The sequence below is a fragment of the Curtobacterium sp. MCBA15_009 genome (assembly GCF_001864895.1).
In the GTDB taxonomy this organism is placed as follows: domain Bacteria; phylum Actinomycetota; class Actinomycetes; order Actinomycetales; family Microbacteriaceae; genus Curtobacterium.
Window position 1 is genome coordinate 351,854 of the sequence record NZ_MJGO01000039.1, and the last position, 25,011, is coordinate 376,864.

Consider the following 25,011-nt stretch of genomic DNA (forward strand, 5'->3'; position numbering starts at 1 on the left):
GGAGTCGTACCGTCACCAGGGGTCGTACCGTCGCCCGGAGTCGTGCCGGTCCCGGTGCCGGGAGTGGTCCCGGTGCCGGTGCCGTCACCGACGATGCCGATGCCGTTCCCACCGATGGTGATGGGCAGGTCGATCACCGGGGTGACCTGCGTCCCGGAACCCGTGCCGTCCGACCCAGAGGTCGAACCACCCACGACCGGCGCGGAGCCCGTCGAGGTCGACGAACCGGTACCCGTGCTGGTGCCGTCACCGACGACGCCGATGCCGTTCCCACCGACCGTCACCGGGACCGAGACCACCGGAGTGACCTGCGTCCCCGAAGCCGTGCCGTTTGAACCGGAGGTCGAACCACCCACGACCGGCGCGGAGCCCGTCGAGGTCGACGAACCGGTGCCCGTGCTGGTGCCGTCACCGACGACGCCGATGCCGTTCCCCCCGACCGTCACCGGAAACGAGACCACCGGAGTGACCTGCGTCCCCGAACCCGTGCCGTCCGACCCGGAGGTCGAACCACCCACGACCGGCGCGGAACCCGTCGAACCCGTCGAACCCGACGTGTCCGTACCCGTGCCGGTGCTCGTTCCGTCACCGATCAGACCGATGCCGTTCCCACCGACCGTCACCGGAACCGAGACCACCGGAGCGACCTGCGTCCCCGAAGCCGTGCCGTCCGACCCAGAGGTCGAACCACCCACGACCGGCGCGGAACCCGTCGAACCCGACGTGCCCGTACCCGTGCCCGTGCTGGTGCCGTCACCGACGACGCCGATGCCGTTCCCACCGACCGTCACCGGGACCGAGACCACCGGAGTGACCTGCGTCCCCGAAGCCGTGCCGTCCGAACCCGAGGTCGAACCACCCACGACCGGCGCGGAACCCGTCGAACCCGACGTACCGGACGCGGAGCCAGTGCTCGTACCGTCACCGATCAGACCGATGCCGTTCCCACCGACCGTCACCGGAACCGAGACCACCGGAGTGACCTGCGTCCCCGAACCCGTGCCGTCCGAACCAGAGGTCGAACCACCCACGACCGGCGCGGAACCCGTCGAACCCGACGTACCCGTACCCGTGCCGGTGCTCGTACCGTCACCGATCAGGCCGATGCCGTTCCCACCGATCGAGACCGGGACCGAGACCGCACCGAGCACCTGGGTGCCCGAGAGCAGTCCGTCCTGACCCGAGGTGCTGGCCGACGCGGGAGTGCCGGTCGAGGACGAGGAGCCGGTGGGCCGCGCCGAGTCGGTGCTCGTGCCGGCGCCGAGGACGCCGACTCCGTTGCCGGAGACGGTGACCGGGACGCTGACGACCGGGGACACCTGCGTCCCCGAGGCCGTGCCGTCCGACCCCGAAGTGCTCGGCGCCGCCGAAGACGACGCCGCCGAGGACGGGGCGGACGACGACGTGCCGGCGGGGGTCGACGTCGACGCAGCGTCGCCGCCGACGGCCACGGCATTGCCGGTGGCGGTGACCGGAGCGGTCACGTCACCGGCCACCTGCGTGCCGGAAGCCGTGCCGTCGGCACCGGACGTCGCCGGTGCCGAGGTCGCTGCTGCCGAGCTCGGTGCTGCCGGAGCCGGTGCAGCGGCGGGTGCTGCGGTGGAGGCGGCGTCGCCACCGACCGCGACGGCGTTGCCGCCGACGTGCACCGGAGCGGTCACCTGCGGCACGACCTGCGTGCCGGAGGCCGTGCCGTTCGCACCCGAGGTCGTCGGAGCCGTGGACGGCACCGCCGCGCTCGAGGGGGACGGCGAGGCAGCGGCCGGGGATGCGGTCGCCGACGACACCGCGTCGCCGAGCACCCCGAGTGCGTTGCCGGTGAGGGACACCGGGGCGTCCACGGACGGGACCACCTGGGTGCCCGAGACGGCGCCGTCGGCTCCGGAGGTCGTGGCCGCGTTCGCCGCAGCCGTCCCTCCGAGTGTGAGGCCGCCGACGCAGAGGGCGAACCAGAGCCCTCGCGAGACGTACTTGTTCATGGTCGTACTCCCTGATCGAGATGTCGTCCGACCGCGGTCGCGGTCGGGTGTGCGTGCCTGCCGTGGTGGACAGGTGCACCGATCTCAGTCAGGGGCGACGTCGTGCTCGCCGACGACCGATGCGGGGACCGCGTCGTCGGAGAGCGTGCCGCGAGACCCCGCGGCGAGGGAGAACGAGTCGTCGGTCGAACCGACGGTGCCGACGGCGGTCGCGCCGCCGGTGGTCGAGGAGGCGCTGCCACCGAGGACACCCGCGACGGGCGCGTCGGACGGGCCGCCGTGGCCGTTCCCGTCGGCGGGCACCCGGAGTGCCGTGCCGCCGACCGTCGCGTCCGCGACGTCCGCCGTCGCGCCGGGGGTCACCGTCACGCCGGAGATCACCGTCGTCGGCGTGACGGCCGAGTCGGAGATCCGCCCGTGGGCACCCGCCGGGCCCACCGGCTGCTGCCAGCGCGTCGAACGCGCAGCGGCATCCGGACCGGTCGTCGAGGCGACGGCCGGGCCAGCCGGGGCCGCAGCCGGCACGACGGAGCCGACCACCGGGGCGGTCGTGCCACCGGGCACGGGCGACGGAGCGCCGAGGACGGGATCCGAGCCTCCTGGCAGGGTCTCGCCGACGGACGGGACGACGCCGGTCACCGTGTCGGGGACCGATCCGACGACCGTCCCGACACCCGTCAGGGTGTCGTCCACGAGGTCCGTCACCGGTGCAGTGACGGTCCCGACCACGTCGTTGCCGACGACGTCGTCGACGGTGCCCACCACGGCGCTCACCGGGCGGCCGTCGGTGACGGCCTGCACGGTGTCGGTGACGGGACGGAGCGCGCCGGCGACGGTGTCGGTGACCGGCCGGGAGGCACGACTCACCGTGTCGACGACACCCTGCGTCAGGTGCGTGGTCGACCGGGCCGCAGGGGCGGCAGGGGCGGCGTGCGTCGGTGCCGCGGCCTGGTGGGGCGCGGGAGCCGGAGCGGGGCTCGACGGCGCGGCGGGCGCGGGCTTCGGGGCGACCGCCGCGGGTGCCGGAGCGGCGGGCGTCGGCTTCGTGGCCACCGGTGCGGGCTTCGTGGCCACCGGAGCGGGCTTCGCGGGAGCCGGAGGTGTCGGGACGACGGCCTTCGTGACCGGTTCGACGACACCGCCCACTGCGCTGCCGACGCCGTTCGTGACGTCGTCGACGGCCGAACCGAGACCCTCGGTCGCGTGGCCGAGGACGCCCTGGTGGGCGCTCGTCGTCGGCGGCGCGGACTCGGCCGCAGCCGCGGGGCGCGCCCCGAACAGCAGGGAGAGCAGCACGAGCGCGGCCAGTGTCCCGACGCCCACGAGGGCGATCCGGACGGCGGCGAGCCAGGGTGCACGAGTCGTCGTGTCCATGCGCTCACCTCCTGATCTCGGCTGCGCACGTAGAGTGGTTGACCGGCAATGTACGCCGCTCTGCGCCGAGACGGAACCCGTTTCGCAAGAAATCTTCAGGAAAGGCCGACCGTGGTCTCGATCTTCAACGCTCCGACCCGCAACATGGACGTCGTCACGCTCCACGAGGTCCTCCGACTGCGGCAGGACGTCTTCGTCGTCGAACAGGAGTGCGCCTACGCCGACGTCGACGGCCGCGACCTGGAACCGGGCACGGTGCAGTTCTGGGCCGGCCAGGGCTCGGTCGACGCCACGCTCCGCCTGCTGCGCGAACCCGACGGCACCGAGCGGATCGGGCGCGTCGCGACGGCGAAGCACGCCCGCGGCCAGGGCCTCGCCGGGCAGCTCATCGAGGCGGCGATCGCCGAGTCCCGCTCCCCCGTCATCGTGCTCGGCGCGCAGTCACACCTCGAGCAGTGGTACGCCCGGTTCGGCTTCGTGCGCTCGGGCGACGAGTACCTGGAGGACCGCATCTCCCACGTCCCGATGACCCGGACGCGCTGACGTCGGACCGCCCGGCCTGGGCGCAGCGGCCGCCTCAGGCGCGCCAGCGGCGGAGCTCGTCGAACGAGCGCCCCTGCCCGGAGCGGTCGGCGACGAGGCGCTCGAACACGATGTTCGTCTGGGTCGTCGCCACCGACGGGTCGCCGCTGAGCTCGTCGGCGACGAAGTCCCGGAGCTGTTCCGTCGACTCGCAGGCGATGTGCACGAGGAAGTCCTTGTCGCCGGCCAGGAACGACACGTCCTGCACGACGGGCACCCGGAGCAGCCGCTTCGCGAAGTCGCGGAGTTCGCGGCGGGCGGCGGCGTGCACCCGCACGGACACCATCGCCTCGATCGAGAACCCGAGCCGGGCGACGTCGACGTCGGCGCGGTACCCCCGGATCACCCCGGCGTCCTCGAGCGCCCGGACGCGGGCCAGGCACGTCGACGGTGCGATGCCGACCGCAGCGGCCAGTCGGTTGTTCGGGATCCGAGCGTCGGCCGCGAGCGTCCAGAGGATGCGTTCGTCGACCTCGTCGAGGCGCGGAGCGGGCTCGGGGCGACGGGCAGCGCGATCGGACACGACCCGACGCTACCGCGCGGACGCGGCACGGGCGACGGGACCGACCGCCGCGTCCGCGGCTCGGCAAGCTGGGAGGACACCGAGCACCTGCTCGGGAACGTGACCATCGTGGGTCCTGCTGCGTCGCAGGACCGGACGCGGACGACCGCACCCGGACAGGAGACCCCGTGAGCACCAGCGACCACGACGACGACCCGACCGCCAAGCCGTCGCTGCGCGAAACCGTCACCGCGGGCCTGGTCCAGAAGGCACTGGAACCGGTCCTGCGGGCAGTGCGCGACGAGGTGGCCTCGGCACGGCGGGAGATCGGCGAGCGCGTCGACGGGGCGAGGACCGGGCTCGTGCTGACCGGCATCGCCGTGGGCTCCGCGTTGACGACCCTCGTGCTGCTGGCGGGCCTCGTGGTCGCGCTCCTGGCACTGGTGCTGCCGGTCTGGGCGGCGACCGCCGTCACGTTCGTCCTGTTCGCGCTCGTCACCACCGTGCTGTTCGCGATCGGCATCCGGGGCATCCGACGAGGTGTGCCGCCGGTGCCGGCGGACACGGTCCGGGCCGCGAAGGACCGGGTGACGCACGCGGCCGACGCTCCGGCTCGACGCGACTGAGCCGTCCGGCGCTACATCGCGAGCGTCATGCCCACCACGGCGACCGTCATGGCGAAGACCTCGCCGCTGCGGACGGAGCGCCGGTCCGCACGGCCCCACTCGTACCGGAGCAGCCAGCCGCTGAAGGCGCAGTAGCCGACCACACCGGCCCCGAGCACGGCGGACAGGACCACGGCGTGCCCGCCGTGGTCACCGGCGACACCGACGGCGTGTCCCATCAGCAGCATCCCGGCCATCACGACGGACGAGAGCGCACGGTGGACGTCCATCGGCTCCGCCCGACGACCGTCGGCACGGCGGCGACGCATCACGGGCAGCGGTGCGAGCACCAGCAGCAGCGTCGCTGCGAGCAGGGTCCAGGCGGCGCCGGCGTGCACGACGGGCATGAGCATCGCGACGAGCATCACGGCCGCCGGCACGACGACGGCCGGGCGCGGACGGTACCGGTCGCCGACGATGCAGCACACCGACGCGAACTGCGGCACGACGAGCATGGCGTCGGCGACGGTCTCGTGCACGTCCGTGTCCTCGTCCCGGTGGGTGGTGCGGGGTCGGGGTGGGTCAGTCCTCGTCGCGGGCAGCGGCCTTCGCGGCGCGCTCCTGCTTCACCCGGGCGTTCTCGGCGTGCACCGCGGCCTGCGTGGCACGCTCGCGGACGAGCCACTCGGGCTTCTGCTCGAGCAGCGTCTTGATCTCCGCGGTGGTCAGCGGGTCCTCGATGCCGGCACGGGTGAGCCCGGAGATGGACACCCCCAGCTTCTGCGCCACGACCGGTCGCGGGTGCGGACCGTCGCGTCGGAGGTCCTCGAGCCACGTCGGGGGTTCGTTCCGGAGCTCGTCGAAGGCGGTCCGCGTGACGGGAGCGTCCCGGAAGGACTCCGGAGCGGCCGCCAGCAAGATGCCGAGCTTCTTCGCAGCCGTCTCGGGCTTCATGGTCTGTTCCTGCGCCATGGGGTCAAGGGTACGGCCCCTATGCTCGTCTGCATGACCGCGGCACTCACCATCGCCTTCGTGCCGGGGGTCTCCCCCGCCAAGTGGGCTCGCGTCTGGCGCGAACGATTCCCGACGATCGACCTCGTGCTGCGCCCGATCGGCGCCGGCGACGTGGACGACGCCCTGGCCGGCGAGGTCGACATGGCCTTCGCCCGCATGCCCGTCTCCCGCCAGCACAACGCGATCCCGCTCTGGACCGAGACGGCCGTCGTCGCGTTGCCGAAGGACTCCCCCCTGGCGGAGCTCGACGAGGTCGACCTCGGCGCCACCGAGGTGCACGTCGTCGACGCGGGCCCGGTGCCCGCCGACATCGACGGCGCGCTCGACCTGGTCGAGGCGAACGTCGGCGTGGCGGTGCTCCCGCAGTCGCTGTTCCGGGCAGCGAGCCGCAAGGACCTCGTCGCACGCCCCCTGACCGACGCGCCCGGCACCCGGATCGCCCTGGTCTGGCGCGACCAGGACGCCACCGAGGTGACCGAGGACTTCATCGGCGTCGTGCGCGGCCGGACGGCGAACAGCTCACGACGGGCACCGGACGCCTCGACGGACGCCGGAGCCCCCGGTTCGGGCTCGGCCTCGGCACGCAGTGCGAAGACCGGCTCGGGCAAGGGTGCCGGCGGCAACGCCGGCGCAGGTGCCGGCGGCAAGGCCAAGGCGAAGTCACCCGGCGGCGGCAAGTCGGGCAGTGGCAAGGGCTCGAACACGGGCAAGGGGCCGGTCCCCGGCCGGGGGCGCATGCGCGGCAAGCCGAGCCGGGGGTCGAAGGGCAACCGGTGACGGACACGCGGCTGGTCGCGATGCCGGCGACGCGCCTCCCGGCCTGGCTCGACCGCACCATGGCGGAGTACGTCGCGTCCCGGATGCAGGCGGGCGAGACCCGCGAGCAGGCCGAGGCGAACGAGCAGCAGTCGCGCGACCGCTGGTTCCCGGGCGGCTCCCCCGCCGACGGACACCTGGTGTGGGACGTCACCGACCAGGGCGGCACCGTCGTCGGGCACCTCTGGATCGGACCGTTCGCACCGGGCAGCCCGGACTGGTGGGTGTTCGACGTCGAGATCGCCGCGACGCACCGGCGACTCGGCCATGCCCGCCGCGCTCTCGAGCTCGGACACCGGGCCGCAGCGGAGCACGGCGCGACGAGCATCGGCCTCAACGTGTTCGGCTACAACACCGGCGCGGAGGAGCTCTACGCGGCGCTCGGCTACCAGGTGACGTCGGTGCAGATGCGCCGCCCCCTGGGGGACGACGACTAGCGCAGGACCGCGGCGGCAGCCCGCTCCACGCGGTCGCCGCGTGCGTCCTCGGCGGCAGCCCGGGCCCGGGTGACCACGACGGCGTCCGCGCGCTCGGCCGAGCCGGCGTCGAACGGTGGCTGCGGGTCGTACTCGAGCTGCAGCTGGATCGCTTCCGCCGCCGGACGCCCGGCGAGTTCCGCCGCGAGCCACAGCGCCATGTCGATGCCGGCGCTCACCCCGGCCGCCGTGACGACCGAACCGTCGTCGACCACGCGGTCGTCGACCGGCTGCGCACCGAAGGCCTCGAGCATCGGCCTCGACGCCCAGTGCGTCGTCGCCCGCTTGCCGGCGAGCAGCCCGGCGGCGCCGAGCACGAACGCCCCCGTGCAGACCGAGGTCACCCAGGTGGCACGCTCGGCCTCGCGCCGGACGAAGCCGATCACCTGCCGCTCGGCCATCGCGTCGAAGGCGCCCTCGCCGCCCGGCACGACGAGGACGTCCGCCGGGGCCGCCTCGGCGAACGTCGTGGTCGGCACGAGGGACAGCCCGCAGTCGCTCGGGACCGGGTCGAGCGTCGCGGCGACGTACTCGACGCGAGCACCGGGCACCCGGGAGAGCACCTGGGCCGGACCGGTCAGGTCGAGCTGCGTCAGGTGCGGGAAGAGCAGGAAGGCGATGCGCACCTCGTCCGGGCCGTGCGCCGGGGCGGTGCCGTCGGCCGCCGGCTCGGGCGTCGGGACCTCGGCGTCGAGCGGGACCGCCACGGTGTCCGCACGGACGGGGTGGACGGGCCGCACGCGCGGGTTCTCGGAGCTCATGCCGCGACCCTAGCCCCGCCGTCGTCCCCGTGGCTGCTCCGCGCTGCTCAGCGCTGCTCAACGCGCTGTTCAGCTCGCTGCTCAGCGCTGCTCAGCGCCAGACCCCGGACGTCCCGCGTCGGTGGCTGCCGACGAGGTGCGTGTCGACGATGCCGAGGGCCTCCATCAGGGCGTGCATCGTGGTCGGTCCGACGAACGCGAAGCCGCGCTTCCGGAGCGTCTTCGACAACGCGACGGACTCGTCCGACGTCGTCGGGACCTCGGCTGCGGTGACGGGCGCGGGGGTGACGGCCGGCCGGAAGGACCACACGAGGTCGGACAGCCCGCCGTCCGCGCGCAGGGCGACCGTCGCGTTCGCGTTCGTGATCGTCGCGGCGATCTTCGCGCGGTTCCGCACGATGCCGGCGTCGGCCATCAGCCGTGCGACGTCGTCCTCGCCGAAGGCCGCCACGGTGTCCGGGTCGAAGTCGGCGAACGCGGCACGGAACGCGGGCCGCTTCGCGAGGATCGTGCGCCACGACAGACCGGACTGGAACGCCTCGAGCGAGAGCCGCTCGAACACCCCGCGCTCGTCGCGGACCGGCATCCCCCACTCGGTGTCGTAGTAGTCACGGAGCAAGGCGTCGGACGACGCCCACACCGGACGGGCGAGGCCGTCGGCCCCGACGACGAGGTCCGGGGTCGCCGGTGCACGGTCGGGCAGGGGCTCTGGGGTCATGCACCCATCCTGGCGTGGTCAGCCGACACCGCCAGCCCCGCGGTCACTGCGCCGGCGGTCCGTCCTGCACGGCCTGCGGGTCCATCCAGACGTACTCCCAGCGGTGCCCGTCCGGGTCCGTGAAGCTCCGCTGGTACATGAAGCCGAGGTCCATCTCCGGGCGGTCCTCGGTGCCGCCGGCGGCGACCGCCGCGTCGACGATGCGGTGGACCTCGTCCTTCGAGGCCGCACTCAGCGAGGTGATCACCTCGATCGTGTCGGCGTCGGCGATGGCCTTGTCGGTGAACTGGGTGAACTTCGCCGCCGTCAGGATCATGACGAAGATCGTGTCGCTCACCACGACGCACGCCGCCGTGTCGTCGCTGAACGCCGGGTTGATCGAGTAGCCGAGCGCCTCGTGAAACGCCTTCGCGCGCTCCAGGTCGGCGACGGGCAGGTTGATGAAGACCATCGTGTCCACGGGGTCGTCCTTTCCTCGTGCTCAACCTGGCGCGGCGAGGGGCGGAGCGCAACTGTTCCTCGGCGGTACTGACCGGTACGCAATATACTAGGTCGATGGAGACGGCGTACGTGGACGAGTCGGAGCCGGGCGGCGGCCTCGACCACACCGTGTACGTCCTCGCCGCCGTCATCGTGACGGACGCGAACGCAGACGACGCGAGGGCCGCCGTCAGGAGGTGCACACCGCCGCGAATGCGGAAGCTGCACTGGTACGAGGGACTGCCCAGCCAACGGCTCTCGTGGCTCGATCTCCTGCTCCATGCCATCGAGGTGGTCGTCGTCCGCTACGAGGGTGTCGTCGCACGGGCGGAACGGCGTCGCCGGCGCTGCTTGGAACGACTGGTCTGGGAGCTCGAGCAGCGGGGTGTCAGGACCATCGTGCTCGAATCGCGCGGTCCGGCGAGGGACCGTGACGACCGTTCGATGTTCACGGCGCTCCGTGATCGCGGTATCGGGAGCCGTCTGCGCTGGATGCACGTGCAGCCGTCGGGCGAGCCGCTGCTCGCACTCGCCGATGTCGCGTGCGGCGCACATCGCGACGGCTCGCCACAGATTCCGCCGGCAGTGATCGTAGGCTGACCAGAACGCAAATCCCCGGGCCCGCGCTGGCTGCAGGACATCCGGGGATCACTTCCGGCCGAGAGCACCCGACCGACATTTCAATACTAGGACGCCCCGTCAGCGTCGTCAACCAGCCCGAGTCGGACGGGAGGCGCGGCGCCGACCGGCACCGCGCCTCCCGTCCGACGGTCAGGACCGTCTGCTCAGGCGAGCTCTCGGCCTTCGCCGGCCGCCTTCTGCTGCGTCTCGGCCTCTGCCTGGCCGATGATGTCCTCCGCCGGGACGGGGTTCAGCCGGTCCCAGAGGAAGAACAGCAGCCCGCCGACGAGCATCGACAGCCCGACCCACAGGTTGATGTGGATGCCGCCGGTCTTCTCGGGGTCGCTGTCCCAGTGGACGATGCCGACGACGGTCACGATGACGCCGTACAGGACGAACAGGCCGCCGAGGATGCGACGCAGGTCGAGTCGGCGGGTGGAACGGACGAGGGCGGCCTTCTGCTCCTCGGTCATGGCGGTGGTGGTGTCGCTCATGGGAGATCTCCTTCGCGGGTCTTCGCGGGCCTAGAGGAACGGGAGGTACAGGACGACGCAGAGCACCAGCGCGACCGTGCCGAGCAGCGCGGGCGAGCGGTACCAGGCGGTGTCGGTCGCGACGGAGTCGCCGTGCAGGTCGATCTTGCCGATGCCGTAGACCAGGCCGCTGAGCTCCTTCTCGTCCTTCGGCTTGGTGAGCATCGAGACGACGAAGCCGACGACGAGCACGGTGACGAACGAGATGATCGCGCCGTAGAGGGTCTCGGCGGTCGCGGTGGCGAACAGGTCCGGGTTCACGAGGTACGCGATCCAGGTGATCGTCGGGGTCACGATGCCGAGGACGTACCCCCAGAGCGCGCCCTGCGTCGTCATGCGCTTCCAGAGCAGGCCGAGGATGAACACGGCGAACAGCGGGGCGTTGAAGAACGAGAACAGCGTCTGCATGTACGTCATGATGTTCGACGCCTGCGCGGCGATGAACGCGGTCGCGATGCCGACCAGGACGCCGACGACGGTCACCCAGCGGCCCGTCTTCAGGTAGTGCACGTCGGGCATGTTCGGCTTGATGTAGCGCTGCCAGATGTCGTACGTGAAGACCGTGTTGAAGGACGACACGTTCGCCGCCATGCCGGCCATGAAGGACGCGAGCAGGCCGGTGACCGCGACGCCGAGCACGCCGGTCGGCAGGTACATCTGGATGAGCTTCGGGATCGCGTCGTTGTAGGTGAGCGAGCCGTCGGCGAACTGGTTGCCGACGACCGCGGCCGCGATGAGACCGGGGATCACGACGATGGCCGGGATGAAGAGCTTCGGGATCGCGGCGATGAGCGGGGTGCGACGGGCGGCGGACATGTTCTTCGCCGAGAACGCACGCTGGACCTCGGTGAAGTTGGTCGTCCAGTAGCCGAAGCCGAGGACGAAGCCCAGGCCGAGGACGATCGCGAGCCAGTTCGCACCGATCGGGTTCGTGACGTCGCCGAAGCCGGTGCCGGCCCAGGCCTGCAGGTGCTGCACGCCCTGCGTCTCGGTGATCGCCTTCGACAGGCCGTCCCAGCCGCCGACGCGGTGCAGGCCGACGATCGTCAGCGGGATGAGGCCCGCGATGATGACGAAGAACTGCATGACCTCGTTGTAGATCGCGCTGGAGAGCCCACCGAGGGTGATGTAGACGAGCACGAAGCCGGCGGACACGACGATGGCGAGCCACTCCGGCCAGCCGAGCATCGCCTCGATGACGATGGCCATCGCGTAGAGGTTGATGCCCGCGATGAGCACGTTCGACACGGCGAAGGCGATCGAGTTCACCAGGTGCGGGGCCTTGCCGAACCGGCGGAGCATGAACTCCGGCACCGAGCGGACCTTCGAGCCGTAGTAGAAGGGCATCATCACGAGCCCGAGGAACACCATCGCGGGCACGGCGCCGACCAGGTAGTAGTGCAGGGTCGCCATGCCGATCTGGGCACCGTTGGCCGCCATGCCGAGGATCTCGGTGGCGCCGAGGTTCGCGGACACGAACGCCAGGCCCGTGATCCACGCCGGCATCGAACGGCCGGACAGGAAGAAGTCCATGCTCGTCCGGACCTGTTTCCGGGCGGTGAACCCGATCCCGATGACGACCCCGAAGTACACGATGATCATCAGGTAGTCGACCCAGCCCAAGTCGAGCCGGATCCCTTCGTTCGCTGCAGCGAGAACCATTCAACATCTCCACGTCAGTGTGTTGCAGTCGGCAACTCAGCCGACCCGGACGGGAACGTTACACCGAATTGTGACCGTTCACATCGCCGCCCCGGCGGCGGTCGGGTCCGGCGCTGCCCGCCCTCGGTAGGCTCGCGACATGACCGAGCAGTCGCGCATCCTCGTCCTCAACGGCCCCAACCTGGACATCCTCGGCCGGCGCGACCCCGAGCAGTACGGCACCGTGACGCTCGCCGAGATCGAGGCGATCGTGCACACCGAGGCCGCCGTCCACTCGCTCGAGGCCGACTTCCGGCAGAGCAACCGCGAGGGCGAACTCGTCGAGTGGCTGCACGAGGCGCTCGACGACTTCGTCGGCGTCGTCATCAACCCCGCCGCCTACGCGCACACCTCGGTCGCGCTGCACGACGCCGTCGAGGCACTCACGGTCCCGGTCGTCGAGGTGCACCTGTCCAACACGTGGAAGCGCGAGCCCTTCCGCCACGTCGACCACGTCGCGACCGCCGCAACGGCGGTCATCGCCGGCGCGGGCGCCGACGGCTACCGCCTGGCGGTCGCGCACCTGGCGTCGCTGCTCGACTGACGCCAGGGCCTGGGTCCGGGTCCGGCGCTCGCTCCCGGCTCACGCCTCTCGGCCACGAGGCGGACGGGAGGCACGGGGTCAGCCCGCCCCGGGGCTCCCGTCCGGCGCCCCGCGCGTCCACCGCGCGCAGGTTCCGTCCCATCACACGCGACATGGGAAGCACTTCCGCGCGTAGGGAGCCGGAAGAACCGGCCCCCTACGCGCGGAAGGACTGCCCTCGCGCGGAACGACCTCCTACGCGCGGAACAACACCCCGGCACCCGCCTCCTCCGCCACGAGGCGGACGGGAGGCCCGGCGCCAGCCCGCCCCGGGCCTCCCGCCCGGCGCACCGCGCCCCGCGCATCCACCGCGCGCACCTTCCGTCCCATCACACGCGACATGGGAAGCACTTCCGCGCGTAGGGAGCCGGAAGAACCAGCCCCCTACGCGCGGAAAGACTCACCACGCGCGGAACGACCTCCTACGCGCGGAACAGCACCCGGCACCCGGAACCCGGCACCCGGGGCGTCAGAAGTCGGCGGGGCGGCGGACCTCGGTGAGTCCGGCGGTGGCGAAGCCTCCGCGGATGAGGGGGACGGCGCGGCGGACGGCCTGGTCGATGCGGAGCTCGAGGTCGATGCTGCCGATGTCGTAGCCGCCGTCGCGCTTCGTGAAGTCCCGCTCGTTGCCGAACACGCCGAGCGGCAGGGTCGTGGACTGGAAGAAGCCGAACAGCGGGCGCATCTGGTGCTCGACGAGCAGGGCGTGCCGGTCGCTGCCGCCGGTGGCGGTCAGGAGCACCGGGGTGTCGACGAGGTCGTACTGGCCGATCCAGTCGAAGAAGAGCTTGAAGGCGCCGGAGTACGCGGCCCGGAAGGCCGGGCTGCCGACGACGAGGACGTCCGCGGCCTCGACGGTCTCGAGCGCCCGTCGGGTGCGGTCCGACATCGCCTCGCGGGACGACGCCGCTCCGAGGTCGGCCAGCAACGGGCCGATCTCGATCGTCTCCGTCCGGGCACCCTCGATGTCCTGGGCCAGTCGCGCCACCGTCGCGCCGACCAGGGTGGACGTCCGCGAGGGGTCCGACGGGCTGCCGCTGACGCCGACCACCAGTTCTCCGCTCATGCACACGATGCTCACACGTCGGCCGCCGCCGGGGCCGGGTTGTGACGACTTGTGTCGGGTGCCAGCGTCGCCGGGTACCGTCCGGGCGATGCAGACCTTCCTGCCGTACGCCGACTTCCGGGCCTCGGCCGAGTCCCTCGACGACAAGCGGCTGGGCAAGCAGCGCGTGGAGACACTGCAGGTGATGCGGGCGTTGACGCTCCCCGACTACGGCTGGCAGCACCACCCGGTCACGGCGATGTGGCGCGGGTACCGCCCGGCGCTCATGGCCTACCAGGAGGCGACGTGCCGCGTCTGGCTGGAACGCGGTCACGCGGACACCTGCCTCGAGAAGACCCTGGCCGACCTCGCGCTGGTCCCCGAGGACCTGGAGACCTACGAGCACGGCGACGTGCCGATCCCGCCGTGGAACCGCGACGAGGCCCTGCACCGCTCGCACCGGTCGAAGCTCGTGCAGAAGGCGCCGGAGCACTACCGCGAGCTGTTCCCCGACGTGCCCGACGACCTCGAGTACCTCTGGCCCGGGGTGCCGGAGGCCGCCGTCCGCCCGAGCTGAGGCACCCGCTCAGGCGACCGGCGTCCAGCGCCCGCCGTCGCGCCGGGTGACGACGTCGGACCGGACCTCGACGACGTCGCGGAGTCCCGTCACCGCGGCGTCGCGGATCCCGGCGGCGGTCACGTCGTCCGGCGCCTCGAAGCGCACCACGGCGCACGGGACCCCGCGCAGCAGGCGGACGTCCTGCGCCTCGACGACGGTCTGCTCGGCGACGAGCCGAGCCGCGGCGGGCAGGACCGCGTCCGGAGCGGTGCCGGGGGCCAGGGCGCCGACGGCCAGGGTCACGCGGTACGAGGGCATGCGCCGACGCTAGCGCGCAGCGGCGACACCGCCGACCCGCCGTGGGCTGCAGGGGATCCGACGTCCGATCGGGGGTGGGACGTCGTGACCCACGGCGGGTCGTGGTGTGCGGCGGGACACGACGACAGGGGACGTCGCGCCCCGCGCCGGGCGCCGATCAGGGGTTCGACGTCCGGTCTGGGCCACCACACGGGTCGGGTGCCCGGGTGGTGGTGGACCTCAGGGGTGTCCGGTGTCCTCTCGGTACCGGTCCGTCTCGGTCGGCGCGGGCATCGACCGTCGGGTGGCGGACCCGACCCGTCGCTCCACGGCGGGTCGCACCGTGGGGAGCAGGGCGCTCCCGGCGGTGGCGAGGGCGCCGACGAGGGCGATGAGTCCGAGCGGCGCGCTGCCGAGGTCGTGCTGCGCGCCCAGGACGAGCGCGACGACCGTCGCCGGCGCGGGGAGGAGCTGCACCGCGCGGAAGCGGTCCTCCTGCCGGGTGCCGGTGGTCGTCGTGTTCGTCATGTTCCCACCTTGACGCACTTCTCGTGTCCGCAGAAGGGGGGACACGTACCCAGAGATGGAGTAGAACGTCTAGTACACGTCAGGCGAGGCTGCGGACCGCCGCCACGGCGTCGGCCACCGCGCCGACGACGAGCGGCACGTCGGCCGCCATGAGTGTCTCGTCGAAGGTCAGTCGGAGGGCCGTGCGGGCGACGTCCTCCGGGATGCCGAGGGCGGTGAGCACGTGCGAGGCCTCGGTGCTCCCGGCCGCGCAGGCGCTCCCCGACGACGACACGACGTCGCGCTGCTCGAGTTCGAGCAGGACCGTCTCGCCGTTGACGCCGGGGAAGCAGAACGACGCGTGCCCCGGCAGCCGGTGCGTACGCGACCCGGTGACGAAGGCCCCGGGGACCGCGGCGAGCACGCCGTCGAGCACGGCGTCGCGGGCGCTCGTGGCCGCGACGGAGGCAGCACCGGCAGCGCCACCGGAGGACCTCAGCCCGAGTGCCGTCGCCACCGCCACCGCGCCGGCGACGTCCTCGGTGCCCGACCGCCGTCCGCGTTCCTGTCCCCCGCCGTGCAGCAGCGGTTCGAGCGGGACGCCGGACCGCACGGCGAGCACGCCGGTGCCCTTCGGCGCGCCGAGCTTGTGGCCGGAGAGCGACACCGCGTCGACCCCCAGCGCGTCGGGCCCGACCGGCAGCCACGGAGCGGACTGCACGGCGTCGGTGTGGAAGCGCGCCCCGACCCCGTGGGCGACCGCGGCGAGCGCCGGGACGTCCTGCACGGTGCCGATCTCGTTGTCGGCGTGCGCGATCGAGACGAGCGTGGTGTCCGGCCGGAGCGCGGCGCGCAGGACCTGCGGGTCGACCCGGCCGTCCGACCCGACCGGCAGCACCGTGACCTGGAAGCCGTGGAACCGCGCGAGGTAGGCGCAGCTCTCCAGCACGGCCTCGTGCTCGATCGCGCTCGTGACGACGTGCCGGCCGCGGGGTGCGGCGAGGGCGATCCCCTTGACGGCGGTGTTCGCCCCCTCGGTGCCGCCGGTGGTGAAGACGACCTCGGCCGGTCGGCAGCCGAGCACCCGGGCGACCGTCGCCCGGGCGTCCGCGAGCCCCCGGGCAGCCTGGTCCCCGACGCCGTGGGTGGAGGACGGGTTGCCGAACGCCCCGGTCAGCCAGGGCCACATCGCCTCGAGCACCTCGCGGCGGACCGGTGTCGTGGCGGCGCGGTCCAGGTAGAACACGGTCAGTCCCGCACCGGCGCCGCGACGTCGATGTCGAGACCGAGGTCGAGTGCGCGGGCGGAGTGGGTGAGCGCCCCGACGGAGACGACGTCGACCCCGGTGGCGGCGATGGCCGCGACGGTGTCGAGGGAGACCCCGCCGGACGCCTCGACGAGCGCCCGACCGGCGACGATGTCGACCCCGGCCACGAGCTCGTCGGGCGTGAAGTTGTCGAGCATGATCGTGTCGACCCCGGCAGCCACGACGGGTTCGACCTGGTCGAGGCGGTCCACCTCGACCTCGACGTGCACCGTGTGTCCGAGCCGCTCGCGGGCCTGCCGGAGGGCGTCGCCGATCTCGGTGCCCCCGGCGAGCAGCACCGCGAGGTGGTTGTCCTTGGCGAGCACGGCGTCGGACAGCGAGGTGCGGTGGTTGTGGCCACCGCCGCACCGGACGGCGTACCGCTCGAGCGCGCGGAGTCCGGGCGTCGTCTTCCGGGTGTCGACGATCCGCGCGGACGTGCCGGTCGTGGCGGCGACGTACGCGGCGGTGGTCGTCGCGATCCCGGACATCCGCTGCACGAGGTTGAGGGCGACCCGTTCGGCGCGGAGCACGGCGCGCGCCGGACCGGTCACGGTCGCGAGGACGTCTCCCGCGACGAAGGCGCTGCCGTCGGCGACGTGCACGACGGCGTCGATCGAGGGGTCGACCGCGTGCATGACGGCGACGAAGACCCCGCCGCCGCTCAGGACGCCGGGCTCGCGGGCGCCGAGGGTCGCGGTCGCGGTCGCCTCGGCGGGGATGAGCGTCTCGCTCGTGACGTCGCCCCAGGGCGCGTCCTCCTCGAGCGCGGTCTCGATCACGCGGCGCAGGGCGTGCGGCGGGACGGTGCCGGGGTCGGTGGTCATGCGGGTACCTCCTGCTGGGCGGGGACGGAGACGGGGACGGCCTCTGCGACCCAGGCGTACGAGGCCGGGGCGGTCGGGTCGGTGTCGGGGTGGTCGGTGCGGGCGTGTGCGCCGCGGGACTCGGTGCGGGTCTCGGCGGCGCGGGCGACGAGTCGGGCGAGGTCGAGCAGCGCGCGGTCCTCGTGCTCACGCACGCCGCCGCCGGTCGCCGCGGTGAGCGCGTCGAGGTCGCGTCGCGCGCTCGCCAACCCGGCGGCGTCGCGGAGCAGGCCGACCCGGTCCGTCATGACGGACTGCACCGCCTGTCGGAGGTCGGCGGTCCCGTCACGGTGATCCGGGCCTCCCGTGCGGTCCGGACCGGACCCACGTTCGCCGGCTCCGGCGCGCTGCGGAGCGGTGTGACGGCCGAGCAGGTGGGGAGCGGCGCGACCCGCGTCGGCCGCTCGGGGCACGGTGGTGACGTGGAGACCGGCGTCGCCGCGCAGGCGGAGCAGGCCGGGTCGCGGCGCGGCGACCGCGTCCGCCGCGCGGACCGCGAAGACGAGTCCTTCGAGCAGGGAGTTCGAGGCGAGTCGGTTCGCGCCGTGCACGCCGGTGCAGGCCGCCTCGCCGACCGCGAGCAGTCCGGGCAGGCTCGTCCGGCCCTCGGCGTCGGTGGCGATGCCGCCCATCGCGTAGTGGGCCGCCGGGGACACCGGCACGCCCTGTCGGGTCCAGTCGAAGCCGGCCGCACGGGTGGCCCGGGTCAGCCCGGGGAAGCGTCCGGTCAGGAAGTCGGCGCCCAGCGCGGTGGCGTCGAGGAGCACGGGTGCGCCGCCCTGGTCGCGCACCGCGGCGGCGATCCCCCGGGCGACGACGTCGCGCGGGGCGAGTTCGGCGTCCGGGTGCACGTCGGTCATGAAGCGGTGGCCGGAGGCGTCGCGGAGCACGGCACCCTCGCCGCGGACGGCCTCGGACACCAACCCGCCACCCGGCACGGCGAGTCGCGTCGGGTGGAACTGCACGAACTCGAGGTCGGCGACGACGGCGCCCGCCCGCCAGGCCGCGGCGACGCCGTCCCCCGTCGCGACGAGCGGGTTCGTCGTCTCGCGGTACAGGTGTCCCGCTCCCCCGGAGGCGATGACGACGGCGTCGGCGTCGATCCGCCGGGGCTCGCCGAGCAGGTCGAGGACGTCGACGCCGACCACCGCCCCGTCGCGGACGACGAGGTCGGTCAGGCTCGTGCGTTCGAGGATCGTCACGTGTCGGCGGTGCAGCGCGTCGATCAGGGTCCGTTCGACGGCGGCGCCCGTCGCGTCGCCGTCGGCGTGCAGCACCCGCCAGCGACCGTGCGCTGCCTCGCGACCGCGGGCGAGGTCGTCGCCGTACCGGTCGAGGGTCGCCGGGTCCGACGAGCGGTCGAAGGGCACCCCGAGGGCGAGCAGGTCACGGACCCGGGCCGGGCCGTCGGTGCAGAGGACCGCGACGGCGCGGGCGTCGGCGCTCCCGGCCGCCGCGACGTGCGTGTCGGCCTGGTGCAGCGCCGACGTGTCGTCGGCGCCGAGCGCGACCGCGATGCCGCCCTGGGCGTACGCGGTGGCCCCGTCGGCGAGCGCCCCCTTCGTCACGAGCGTGACGTCGTGGGCGGTGCTCGCGCGGATCGCGGCGGTCAGACCGGCGATGCCGGACCCGACGACGACGACGTGCACGGCCGGTCCCCCGCCCGTCAGACCCGCGGCTTCGCCGCGAGCATGCGCTCGAGCGCCACCCGGGCGTCGGCCTGCACGTCGGCGGGGACGACGATCTCGTTGAGGACCTCGCCGCGGACGAGTGCCTCGAGCACCCAGGCGAGGTAGCCCGGGTGGATCCGGTACATCGTCGAGCAGGGGCAGACGACCGGGTCGAGGCAGAAGATCGTGTGCTGCGGGTACTCGGCGGCGAGCCGGTTGACCATGTTGATCTCGGTGCCGATCGCGAACGTGGTCGGCTCGGTGGCCGCGGCGACGGTCTTCCGGATGAGGTCGGTGCTGCCGGCGTGGTCCGCGGCGTCGACGACCGCCATCGGGCACTCCGGGTGCACGATGACCTGCACGCCGGGGTGCTCGCGGCGGGCCTGGTCGATCTGGTCGACCGTGAACCGGCGGTGCACCGAGCAGAAGCCGTGCCAGAGGATGACCTCGGCCTCGAGCAGGTCCCGCGCGGTGTTGCCGCCGCCCGGCAGCCGCGGGTTCCACATCGGCATGCGGTCGGTGCTGATGCCCATGGCCTTGGCGGTGTTGCGGCCGAGGTGCTGGTCGGGGAAGAACAGGACGCGCTGCCCGCGCTCGAAGGCCCACTCGAGCACCGTCGCGGCGTTCGACGAGGTGCACACGATGCCGCCGTTGCGCCCGCAGAAGGCCTTGAGGTCGGCGGCGGAGTTCATGTAGGTGACCGGGATCACCGGCACGCGGCCGTCGGCGTCGGGCTCGGTGCCGTAGACCGCGGTCAGCTCGGCCCACGCGGCCTCGACGCTGTCGATGTCGGCCATGTCGGCCATCGAGCACCCGGCGGCGAGGTTCGGCAGGATGACCCGCTGGTCGTCCCGCGCCAGGATGTCGGCGGTCTCGGCCATGAAGTGCACGCCGCAGAACACGATGGCCTCGGCGTCGGGCTTCGTCAGCGCCGCGTTCGCGAGCTGGAACGAGTCGCCGAGGAAGTCCGCGTGCCGGACGACCTCGTCGCGCTGGTAGAAGTGCCCGAGGACGACGACCCGGTCGCCGAGCGCGGCCTTCGCCCGCTCGATGCGCTCGTGCAGCTCGTCCGTCGGAGCCGTCTTGTACTCGTCGGGCAGGACACCCTGGCGCGGGGCGCTCGTGGGGATGACGTCGGACATCGACGAGCCCGGGCCGTACCCGGGTCGGGCGTCGAAGTCCCAGGTCGGCAGGGCGAGGTCGGGCGTGCAGGTGCTGCCGCCGGCCTGGCCGTTGGAGATGCGTTCGATGGTCGTGGCGATGGACACGGGAGGGTTTCCTATCGGTTCCGCTGCTGCTGATCGGCCCCGGTCTGCAGCGGGCCGTTGTCCGCGTAGGCCAGGTCGGGGTTCGAGCGGTACAGCCGGGCCGGACGGTGCCGGTCCCCGCTCGTGGTCTCGTCGGTCGGCAGGACCGCGTCGGTCTTCTCCACCTGTCGACGGAAGTTCGCGGGGTCGAGCGCTCGGCCGAGCACCGCCTCGTACACGCCGCGGAGCTCGGCGAGGGTGAACCGGTCGCCGAGGAACGCCTGCGCGATCCGCGAGTAGGACATCTTGTTGCGCAGCCGCCACAGGGCGTACTCGACGATGCGGTCGTGGTCGAACGCGAGCGGCGGGTGCTCGTCGGCCAGGAACCACCGGACGTTCCAGTCGTCGGGCACCGAGTTCGCCTCGTCCGGGTGCACGAGGGCCCAGTACACGATCGACACGACCCGCGACGGGGAGCGGTCGACGTCGCCGAACGCGTAGAGCTGCTCGAGGTAGCGGGGCTGCACGTTCGTCGTCTCGCGGAGGCGGGCGGCAGCGGAGTCCTCGAGCCCCTCGTCCGGCTGCACCCACCCGCCGGGCAGTGCCCACGACCCCTCGTACGGCTCGGCCACCCGGCGCACGAGCGGCATCCACAGTGCCGGAGCGCCGGTGTCCGGGTGCGGCCGCAGCGCGACGATCACGGTCGAGACCGCGACGCGGATGCCTGCCTGCTCCATCGGACACCTTATGGTCAGTTTGACCCGAACTGTTCGGGTAGGTGTGACACTATCACTCGCCGTCACGAACCGGAAACACATCGTCACCGGGACGAAAACTCCGGGGGTCCGCGCCCGCCTACGGTGAGCGACATGGCAACGGTGACGAGGATGCACGCGGTCGTGTCGGGGACGGTCCAGGGGGTCGGCTTCCGGTGGTGGACCGCACGGAAGGCGGACGCGCTCGAGCTCGTCGGCTACGCACGGAACCTGTGGGACGGCACCGTCGAGGTCGAGGCCGAGGGGCCGTCGCCCGCCGTCGAGGCGCTCATGGGCTGGTTGCGGACCGGACCGCCGTCGGCGACGGTGACCGCCGTCGAACTCCGGCCGGTCGTGCCGCACGGCGACGCCGACGGGTTCGCGATCCTGCACTGAGCGGACGGCGTCCGGCCCGGTCGGGTCGGGACGGCTCGGGCAGCGTCGGCACGGAAGCGGAATAATCGAATCCACTCAGGCGGTTGCCCTGTCTGCGCGGTCCGCGCCCCCTCGTCCCACCCCTCGCGATCCACCAGGAGCCCCCGCATGACCCAGGCCGTCGATTCCGCCCCGCGCACGGGGAGCGTCTCGCCGCCGTCCGCTGCCGAGACCCGTCTGGTGATCGGGCTGCTGCTCGTCTCCGCGTTCGTGGTCATCCTCAACGAGACGATCATGGGCGTGGCGCTGCCGCGGCTCATGGACGACCTGCAGATCAGCGCGGCGACGGGCCAGTGGCTCACCACCGGCTTCCTGCTCACCATGGCGGTCGTCATCCCGATCACCGGGTTCCTGCTGCAGCGCTTCGACACCCGCCCGGTCTTCCTCGCGGCGATGGGCCTGTTCTCCGCCGGCACCCTCATCGCGCTGCTGGCCCCGGGCTTCTCCGTGCTGCTCGTCGGGCGCATCGTGCAGGCGAGCGGGACGGCGATCATGATGCCGCTGCTCATGACGACGGTGCTGACGCTCGTCGACCCGGCGCGTCGCGGCCGCATCATGGGCAACATCTCGATCGTCATCTCGGTGGCCCCGGCCATCGGCCCGACGATCTCCGGCCTCATCCTCAACGCGTTCTCGTGGCGCTGGCTGTTCGGCTTCGTGCTCCCCATCGCGCTCGCGGCCCTCGTGCTCGGTGCGTTCAAGGTGCAGAACGTCTCGACGCCGCGCAAGGCCCCGCTCGACGTCCTGTCCGTCGTGCTGTCGGCCTTCGCGTTCGGCGGCATCGTCTACGGCCTGTCGAGCATCGGCGAGTCGGGTTCGACCGGCCTCGCCGTGCCGATCGGCGCGCTCGTCGTCGGCGTGGCGGCCCTCGTGGTGTTCGTCGTCCGACAGACGCGCCTGCAGCGCACGGACAGCGCCCTGCTCGACCTGCGCACGTTCCGCACCCGCGGCTTCACGGTGCCGATCGTCGCGATGGCGCTGAGCTTCATGGCCATGTTCGGCACGCTCATCCTGCTGCCGATCTACCTGGAACGCGTCCTCGGTCTCGAGGTCCTCAACGTCGGCCTCCTGCTGCTCCCCGGCGGGCTGCTCATGGGCCTGCTCTCCCCCGTCGTCGGTCGCGTCTACGACCGGTACGGCCCGCGCGTCATGCTCGTCCCGGGCTCGGTCATCGTCAGCGCCGTGCTCTGGGCACTCGCGACGGTCGGCACCGACACGAGCGTCTGGTTCGTCCTCGGCGCCCACGTCGTGCTGAGCATCGGCCTGGCCCTGACCTTCACGCCGCTGTTCACCGCGGCGCTCGGCGGCCTGCCGCCGAAGCTGTACTCCCACGGCAGCGCCGTGCTCGGCACCGCCCAGCAGCTCGCCGGCGCGGCCGGGACCGCACTGTTCGTCACGCTGCTCACGATCGGTGCCGCCACGGCGGCGACGGGCGCCGGTGCCGACGCCGTGGCCAGCGCGACCGCCTCGGGCGTGCGGACGGCGTTCCTGGTCGGCGCGTTCATCTCGCTCGCCGGGATCGTGGCGTCGCTGTTCGTCCGGCGTCCGGAGGTCCCCGAGGGCGCACCGACGCCCCCGCCCGCGCACTGACGCCCACTGCCCCGCGTGGCATGGTGGGCCCCATGCGGTCGACGTCGAGCGAACTGAACTGGTCCGGCACGGTCACCTACGGGGCCGAACGAGTGCTGCGACCGCGCTCCGTCGACGAGGCCGCCGAGATCGTCGCCGCGAACCGCCGCGTGCACGGCCTCGGCACGCGGCACTCGTTCAACGACGTCGCGGACGCACCCGGCGTGCTGCTCGACCTGACCGGGATCCCGACGGACCTCGTCGTCGATCCGGACGCACGGACCGCCACCGTCGGCGCCGGCACCCGGTACGGGACGGTCGCTCCGGACCTCGACCGCACCGGGTTCGCCCTGCACAACATGGGCTCACTGCCGCACATCTCGATCGGCGGCGCCACGGCCACCGGCACCCACGGGTCCGGGACGGCCCTCGGATCGCTGACGACGGCCGTCCGTGCGCTCGAGCTGCTCGGTCCGGACGGCACCCCGCGCACCGTCAGCCGCGGCGACCCCGGGTTCGACGGCGCGGTCCTGCACCTCGGGTTGACCGGCATCGTCACCCGGGTGACGCTCGACGTCGAACCGTCCTGGCGGATGCGACAGGACACCTACGGCCCGCTCCCCTGGCGGACCTTCCTGGACCACGTCGCCGAGGTCCACGCGGCCGGTACCTCGGTCTGCGCGTACACGGTGTTCGGCGACGAGGTGCGCGAGGTCCTGGTGAAGACCCGGGTGCCGGCGGACGGCAACGACGTCACGGTCCCCGACGAGCTGTTCGGCGCACCGCGGCTGCCCGGCTCCCCCGGCGACGGCCACCACACCGCCCGCGACGGGTCCGTCGGACCGTGGTGGGACCGCCTGCCGCACTTCCCGATCGAGTCGGTACCGAGCCACGGCTCCGAGGTGCAGAGCGAGCACTTCGTCCCGCTCCGGCACGCCGCCGCCGCGCTCGACGCAGTCCGCGGTCTCGCCGACCGGATCCAGCCGCACCTGCACGTCTGCGAACTGCGGACGACGGCCGCCGACGACCTGTGGCTCAGCCCGACCCAGGGCGAGGACGTCCTGTGCATCGCGTTCACCTGGCAGAAGCACCCGGACGAGGTCGCGGCGCTGCTGCCCGACCTCGAGGCGCGGCTCGCGCCGTTCGACGGCCGGCCGCACTGGGGCAAGATGAGCTCGCTCGACCGCGACGCGGTCGCCGCGCTGTACCCACGACTGCCGGACTTCCGCGACCTCGTCGCGCGCGCCGACCCGGACCGGACGTTCGCATCCGCGTTCGGCGAGCGGGTGCTCGGGACCTGAACCGGGCCTCCCGGCCGCGCAGCCTGCTGGCCTGCTGGCCTGCGGAACGCAGGTTCCGCGTCGGAGCCGTCCAGGAGGCCCGGTGCCGGCCCGCCAGGCCGGTCACCGCAGGCGGGTGACCACCTTCGCGTCCCCGTCCCAGTGGCGGAGACCGCCCACCGTGAGCACCTCGGGCAGGGGTGCGTCGGCCGTGAGGACCCGGAGCGCCGCGGGCAGGTCGACGTCGCGGATGCGACGGGCGAGGGTGACGTGCGGCGCCCAGCGGCCGGGCAGCGACGAGTCGGTCGATCCCGGAGCGGCGGCGTCGACCGCGCGGTGGAAGCGTGCGAGCGGCCCGTCGACGACCACACCGAGCCCGAGCACGTGCCGCCCGGGCCCTGCGGGGAAGAGCAGGACGCCGGCGACGCGCAGGGCCCCGGGCACCGGGGCGTCGAGGTCCGTCGGGACGGGCAGGGCCTCGCCCGCCACGAGGGTGACGTGCGGGTCGTTCGTGCCCGAGTGACCGAGGCTCGGCAGCTCCGCGGCGACCAGGGTCTGCCAGAGCGCCCGGACCGCTGCGTCCGAGGGACCGTCGAGGACGAGTTCGATGCTGCGCACCCGACCGAGTCTGCCCGGGCCGGCTGCGTGTAACACGGCGGAACGCAAGTCGCACCGCGCCCGTGGTCCGGCCACACTCGACTGCACGCCGCGGACCACCGCGGTGTCCCCG

Annotated in this window: 29 protein-coding genes; 10 read left to right on the forward strand and 19 right to left on the reverse strand. The window is 73.0% G+C overall.

Annotated elements, in window-relative coordinates; all coding sequences use genetic code 11:
• The coding region (locus tag BIU97_RS18190) for a beta strand repeat-containing protein (protein ID WP_071290565.1) at positions 1–1,979 on the reverse strand (1,979 nt) is incomplete at its 3' end.
• 84 nt (positions 1,980–2,063) lie between these two features.
• A complete protein-coding gene (locus BIU97_RS14905; protein WP_071298036.1) occupies positions 2,064–3,353 on the reverse strand; it encodes a hypothetical protein in 1,290 nt (429 codons plus the stop codon).
• Between the two features lie 111 nt (positions 3,354–3,464).
• On the opposite strand from BIU97_RS14905, the gene BIU97_RS14910 reads away from it, so the two are divergent.
• Positions 3,465–3,896, forward strand: coding sequence for a GNAT family N-acetyltransferase (locus BIU97_RS14910; protein WP_254783006.1), 432 nt, complete (start codon positions 3,465–3,467; stop codon positions 3,894–3,896).
• A gap of 34 nt (positions 3,897–3,930) precedes the next feature.
• On the opposite strand, the gene BIU97_RS14915 is transcribed toward BIU97_RS14910, so the two are convergent.
• Positions 3,931–4,458, reverse strand: a complete 528-nt coding sequence (locus BIU97_RS14915) for an Lrp/AsnC family transcriptional regulator (RefSeq protein ID WP_071261071.1) — start codon at positions 4,456–4,458, stop codon at positions 3,931–3,933.
• 167 nt (positions 4,459–4,625) lie between these two features.
• On the opposite strand from BIU97_RS14915, the gene BIU97_RS14920 reads away from it, so the two are divergent.
• Positions 4,626–5,063 carry a phage holin family protein gene (locus tag BIU97_RS14920; protein ID WP_071298037.1) on the forward strand — a complete coding sequence of 146 codons (438 nt, stop codon included), beginning with the start codon at positions 4,626–4,628 and terminating at the stop codon, positions 5,061–5,063.
• A gap of 11 nt (positions 5,064–5,074) precedes the next feature.
• On the opposite strand, the gene BIU97_RS14925 is transcribed toward BIU97_RS14920, so the two are convergent.
• Positions 5,075–5,581, reverse strand: coding sequence for a hypothetical protein (locus BIU97_RS14925; protein WP_071298038.1), 507 nt, complete (start codon positions 5,579–5,581; stop codon positions 5,075–5,077).
• 43 nt (positions 5,582–5,624) lie between these two features.
• The gene (locus BIU97_RS14930) at positions 5,625–6,014 is read right to left on the reverse strand and encodes a DUF5997 family protein (protein ID WP_071261065.1); all 390 of its coding nucleotides are present in this window, start codon (positions 6,012–6,014) and stop codon (positions 5,625–5,627) included.
• A gap of 33 nt (positions 6,015–6,047) precedes the next feature.
• On the opposite strand from BIU97_RS14930, the gene BIU97_RS14935 reads away from it, so the two are divergent.
• Positions 6,048–6,833: a LysR family transcriptional regulator substrate-binding protein gene (locus tag BIU97_RS14935; protein ID WP_071298074.1), complete on the forward strand. Its 786-nt coding sequence runs from the start codon at positions 6,048–6,050 to the stop codon at positions 6,831–6,833.
• Positions 6,830–7,309 (forward strand): GNAT family N-acetyltransferase, encoded by a 480-nt coding sequence (locus BIU97_RS14940; protein ID WP_083420976.1) that lies wholly within the window; start codon positions 6,830–6,832, stop codon positions 7,307–7,309. The genes BIU97_RS14935 and BIU97_RS14940 overlap by 4 nt, the downstream gene beginning before the upstream one ends.
• Here the strand turns inward: BIU97_RS14940 and BIU97_RS14945 are convergent.
• The 3 genes from BIU97_RS14945 to BIU97_RS14955 all read right to left on the reverse strand — a co-directional run bounded on the left by BIU97_RS14945 (position 7,306) and on the right by BIU97_RS14955 (position 9,278).
• The gene (locus BIU97_RS14945) at positions 7,306–8,109 is read right to left on the reverse strand and encodes a DJ-1/PfpI family protein (RefSeq protein ID WP_083420977.1); all 804 of its coding nucleotides are present in this window, start codon (positions 8,107–8,109) and stop codon (positions 7,306–7,308) included. The genes BIU97_RS14940 and BIU97_RS14945 overlap by 4 nt on opposite strands.
• A gap of 91 nt (positions 8,110–8,200) precedes the next feature.
• The gene (locus BIU97_RS14950) at positions 8,201–8,827 is read right to left on the reverse strand and encodes a DNA-3-methyladenine glycosylase I (protein ID WP_071298039.1); all 627 of its coding nucleotides are present in this window, start codon (positions 8,825–8,827) and stop codon (positions 8,201–8,203) included.
• Positions 8,828–8,870: 43 nt separating this feature from the next.
• Positions 8,871–9,278, reverse strand: coding sequence for a VOC family protein (locus BIU97_RS14955; protein ID WP_071262026.1), 408 nt, complete (start codon positions 9,276–9,278; stop codon positions 8,871–8,873).
• A gap of 104 nt (positions 9,279–9,382) precedes the next feature.
• On the opposite strand from BIU97_RS14955, the gene BIU97_RS14960 reads away from it, so the two are divergent.
• Positions 9,383–9,907: a DUF3800 domain-containing protein gene (locus tag BIU97_RS14960; protein WP_071298040.1), complete on the forward strand. Its 525-nt coding sequence runs from the start codon at positions 9,383–9,385 to the stop codon at positions 9,905–9,907.
• Between the two features lie 185 nt (positions 9,908–10,092).
• On the opposite strand, the gene BIU97_RS14965 is transcribed toward BIU97_RS14960, so the two are convergent.
• Positions 10,093–10,422: a hypothetical protein gene (locus BIU97_RS14965; protein WP_071261038.1), complete on the reverse strand. Its 330-nt coding sequence runs from the start codon at positions 10,420–10,422 to the stop codon at positions 10,093–10,095.
• A gap of 30 nt (positions 10,423–10,452) precedes the next feature.
• A complete protein-coding gene (locus tag BIU97_RS14970) occupies positions 10,453–12,123 on the reverse strand; it encodes a sodium:solute symporter family protein (protein ID WP_071261036.1) in 1,671 nt (556 codons plus the stop codon).
• A 139-nt stretch (positions 12,124–12,262) separates the two neighbouring features.
• Here BIU97_RS14970 and aroQ point away from each other — a divergent pair, with 139 nt between their 5' ends.
• Positions 12,263–12,706, forward strand: a complete 444-nt coding sequence (gene aroQ / locus BIU97_RS14975; protein WP_071261034.1) for a type II 3-dehydroquinate dehydratase — start codon at positions 12,263–12,265, stop codon at positions 12,704–12,706.
• 508 nt (positions 12,707–13,214) lie between these two features.
• Here aroQ and BIU97_RS14980 read toward each other — a convergent pair.
• The gene (locus BIU97_RS14980) at positions 13,215–13,811 is read right to left on the reverse strand and encodes an NAD(P)H-dependent oxidoreductase (RefSeq protein WP_071262024.1); all 597 of its coding nucleotides are present in this window, start codon (positions 13,809–13,811) and stop codon (positions 13,215–13,217) included.
• A gap of 88 nt (positions 13,812–13,899) precedes the next feature.
• Here BIU97_RS14980 and BIU97_RS14985 point away from each other — a divergent pair, with 88 nt between their 5' ends.
• Complete coding sequence (locus BIU97_RS14985; protein ID WP_071261032.1) at positions 13,900–14,367, forward strand: MSMEG_6728 family protein; 468 nt, start codon at positions 13,900–13,902, stop codon at positions 14,365–14,367.
• Positions 14,368–14,376: 9 nt separating this feature from the next.
• Here BIU97_RS14985 and BIU97_RS14990 read toward each other — a convergent pair whose 3' ends face one another.
• The 7 genes from BIU97_RS14990 to BIU97_RS15020 all read right to left on the reverse strand — a co-directional run bounded on the left by BIU97_RS14990 (position 14,377) and on the right by BIU97_RS15020 (position 20,979).
• The gene (locus tag BIU97_RS14990; protein ID WP_071261030.1) at positions 14,377–14,667 is read right to left on the reverse strand and encodes a hypothetical protein; all 291 of its coding nucleotides are present in this window, start codon (positions 14,665–14,667) and stop codon (positions 14,377–14,379) included.
• A 219-nt stretch (positions 14,668–14,886) separates the two neighbouring features.
• On the reverse strand, positions 14,887–15,174 hold the full coding sequence (locus BIU97_RS14995) for a hypothetical protein (RefSeq protein WP_071261028.1): 288 nt from the start codon (positions 15,172–15,174) through the stop codon (positions 14,887–14,889).
• Between the two features lie 79 nt (positions 15,175–15,253).
• Positions 15,254–16,399 (reverse strand): cysteine desulfurase family protein, encoded by a 1,146-nt coding sequence (locus BIU97_RS15000; RefSeq protein WP_071298041.1) that lies wholly within the window; start codon positions 16,397–16,399, stop codon positions 15,254–15,256.
• 2 nt (positions 16,400–16,401) lie between these two features.
• A complete protein-coding gene (gene nadC / locus BIU97_RS15005; RefSeq protein ID WP_071261024.1) occupies positions 16,402–17,286 on the reverse strand; it encodes a carboxylating nicotinate-nucleotide diphosphorylase in 885 nt (294 codons plus the stop codon).
• Positions 17,283–18,974, reverse strand: a complete 1,692-nt coding sequence (locus BIU97_RS15010) for an L-aspartate oxidase (RefSeq protein ID WP_071298042.1) — start codon at positions 18,972–18,974, stop codon at positions 17,283–17,285. Before BIU97_RS15010 ends, nadC begins: the two co-directional genes overlap by 4 nt.
• A gap of 17 nt (positions 18,975–18,991) precedes the next feature.
• Positions 18,992–20,263, reverse strand: coding sequence for a quinolinate synthase NadA (nadA, locus tag BIU97_RS15015; protein WP_071298043.1), 1,272 nt, complete (start codon positions 20,261–20,263; stop codon positions 18,992–18,994).
• An 11-nt stretch (positions 20,264–20,274) separates the two neighbouring features.
• The gene (locus tag BIU97_RS15020) at positions 20,275–20,979 is read right to left on the reverse strand and encodes an NUDIX hydrolase (RefSeq protein ID WP_071298044.1); all 705 of its coding nucleotides are present in this window, start codon (positions 20,977–20,979) and stop codon (positions 20,275–20,277) included.
• Positions 20,980–21,111: 132 nt separating this feature from the next.
• Between BIU97_RS15020 and BIU97_RS15025 the strand changes: the two genes are divergently transcribed.
• The 3 genes from BIU97_RS15025 (at position 21,112) to BIU97_RS15035 (ending at position 24,302) form a co-directional block, all read left to right on the forward strand.
• Entirely contained in the window at positions 21,112–21,393 is a 282-nt protein-coding gene (locus BIU97_RS15025) for an acylphosphatase (protein ID WP_254783007.1), read from the forward strand.
• Positions 21,394–21,540: 147 nt separating this feature from the next.
• On the forward strand, positions 21,541–23,022 hold the full coding sequence (locus BIU97_RS15030) for an MDR family MFS transporter (RefSeq protein WP_083420978.1): 1,482 nt from the start codon (positions 21,541–21,543) through the stop codon (positions 23,020–23,022).
• 32 nt (positions 23,023–23,054) lie between these two features.
• Positions 23,055–24,302 (forward strand): D-arabinono-1,4-lactone oxidase, encoded by a 1,248-nt coding sequence (locus BIU97_RS15035; RefSeq protein ID WP_071298045.1) that lies wholly within the window; start codon positions 23,055–23,057, stop codon positions 24,300–24,302.
• A 102-nt stretch (positions 24,303–24,404) separates the two neighbouring features.
• Here BIU97_RS15035 and BIU97_RS15040 read toward each other — a convergent pair whose 3' ends face one another.
• On the reverse strand, positions 24,405–24,899 hold the full coding sequence (locus tag BIU97_RS15040; RefSeq protein ID WP_071298046.1) for a 2'-5' RNA ligase family protein: 495 nt from the start codon (positions 24,897–24,899) through the stop codon (positions 24,405–24,407).
• Between the last annotated feature and the right edge of the window lie 112 nt (positions 24,900–25,011).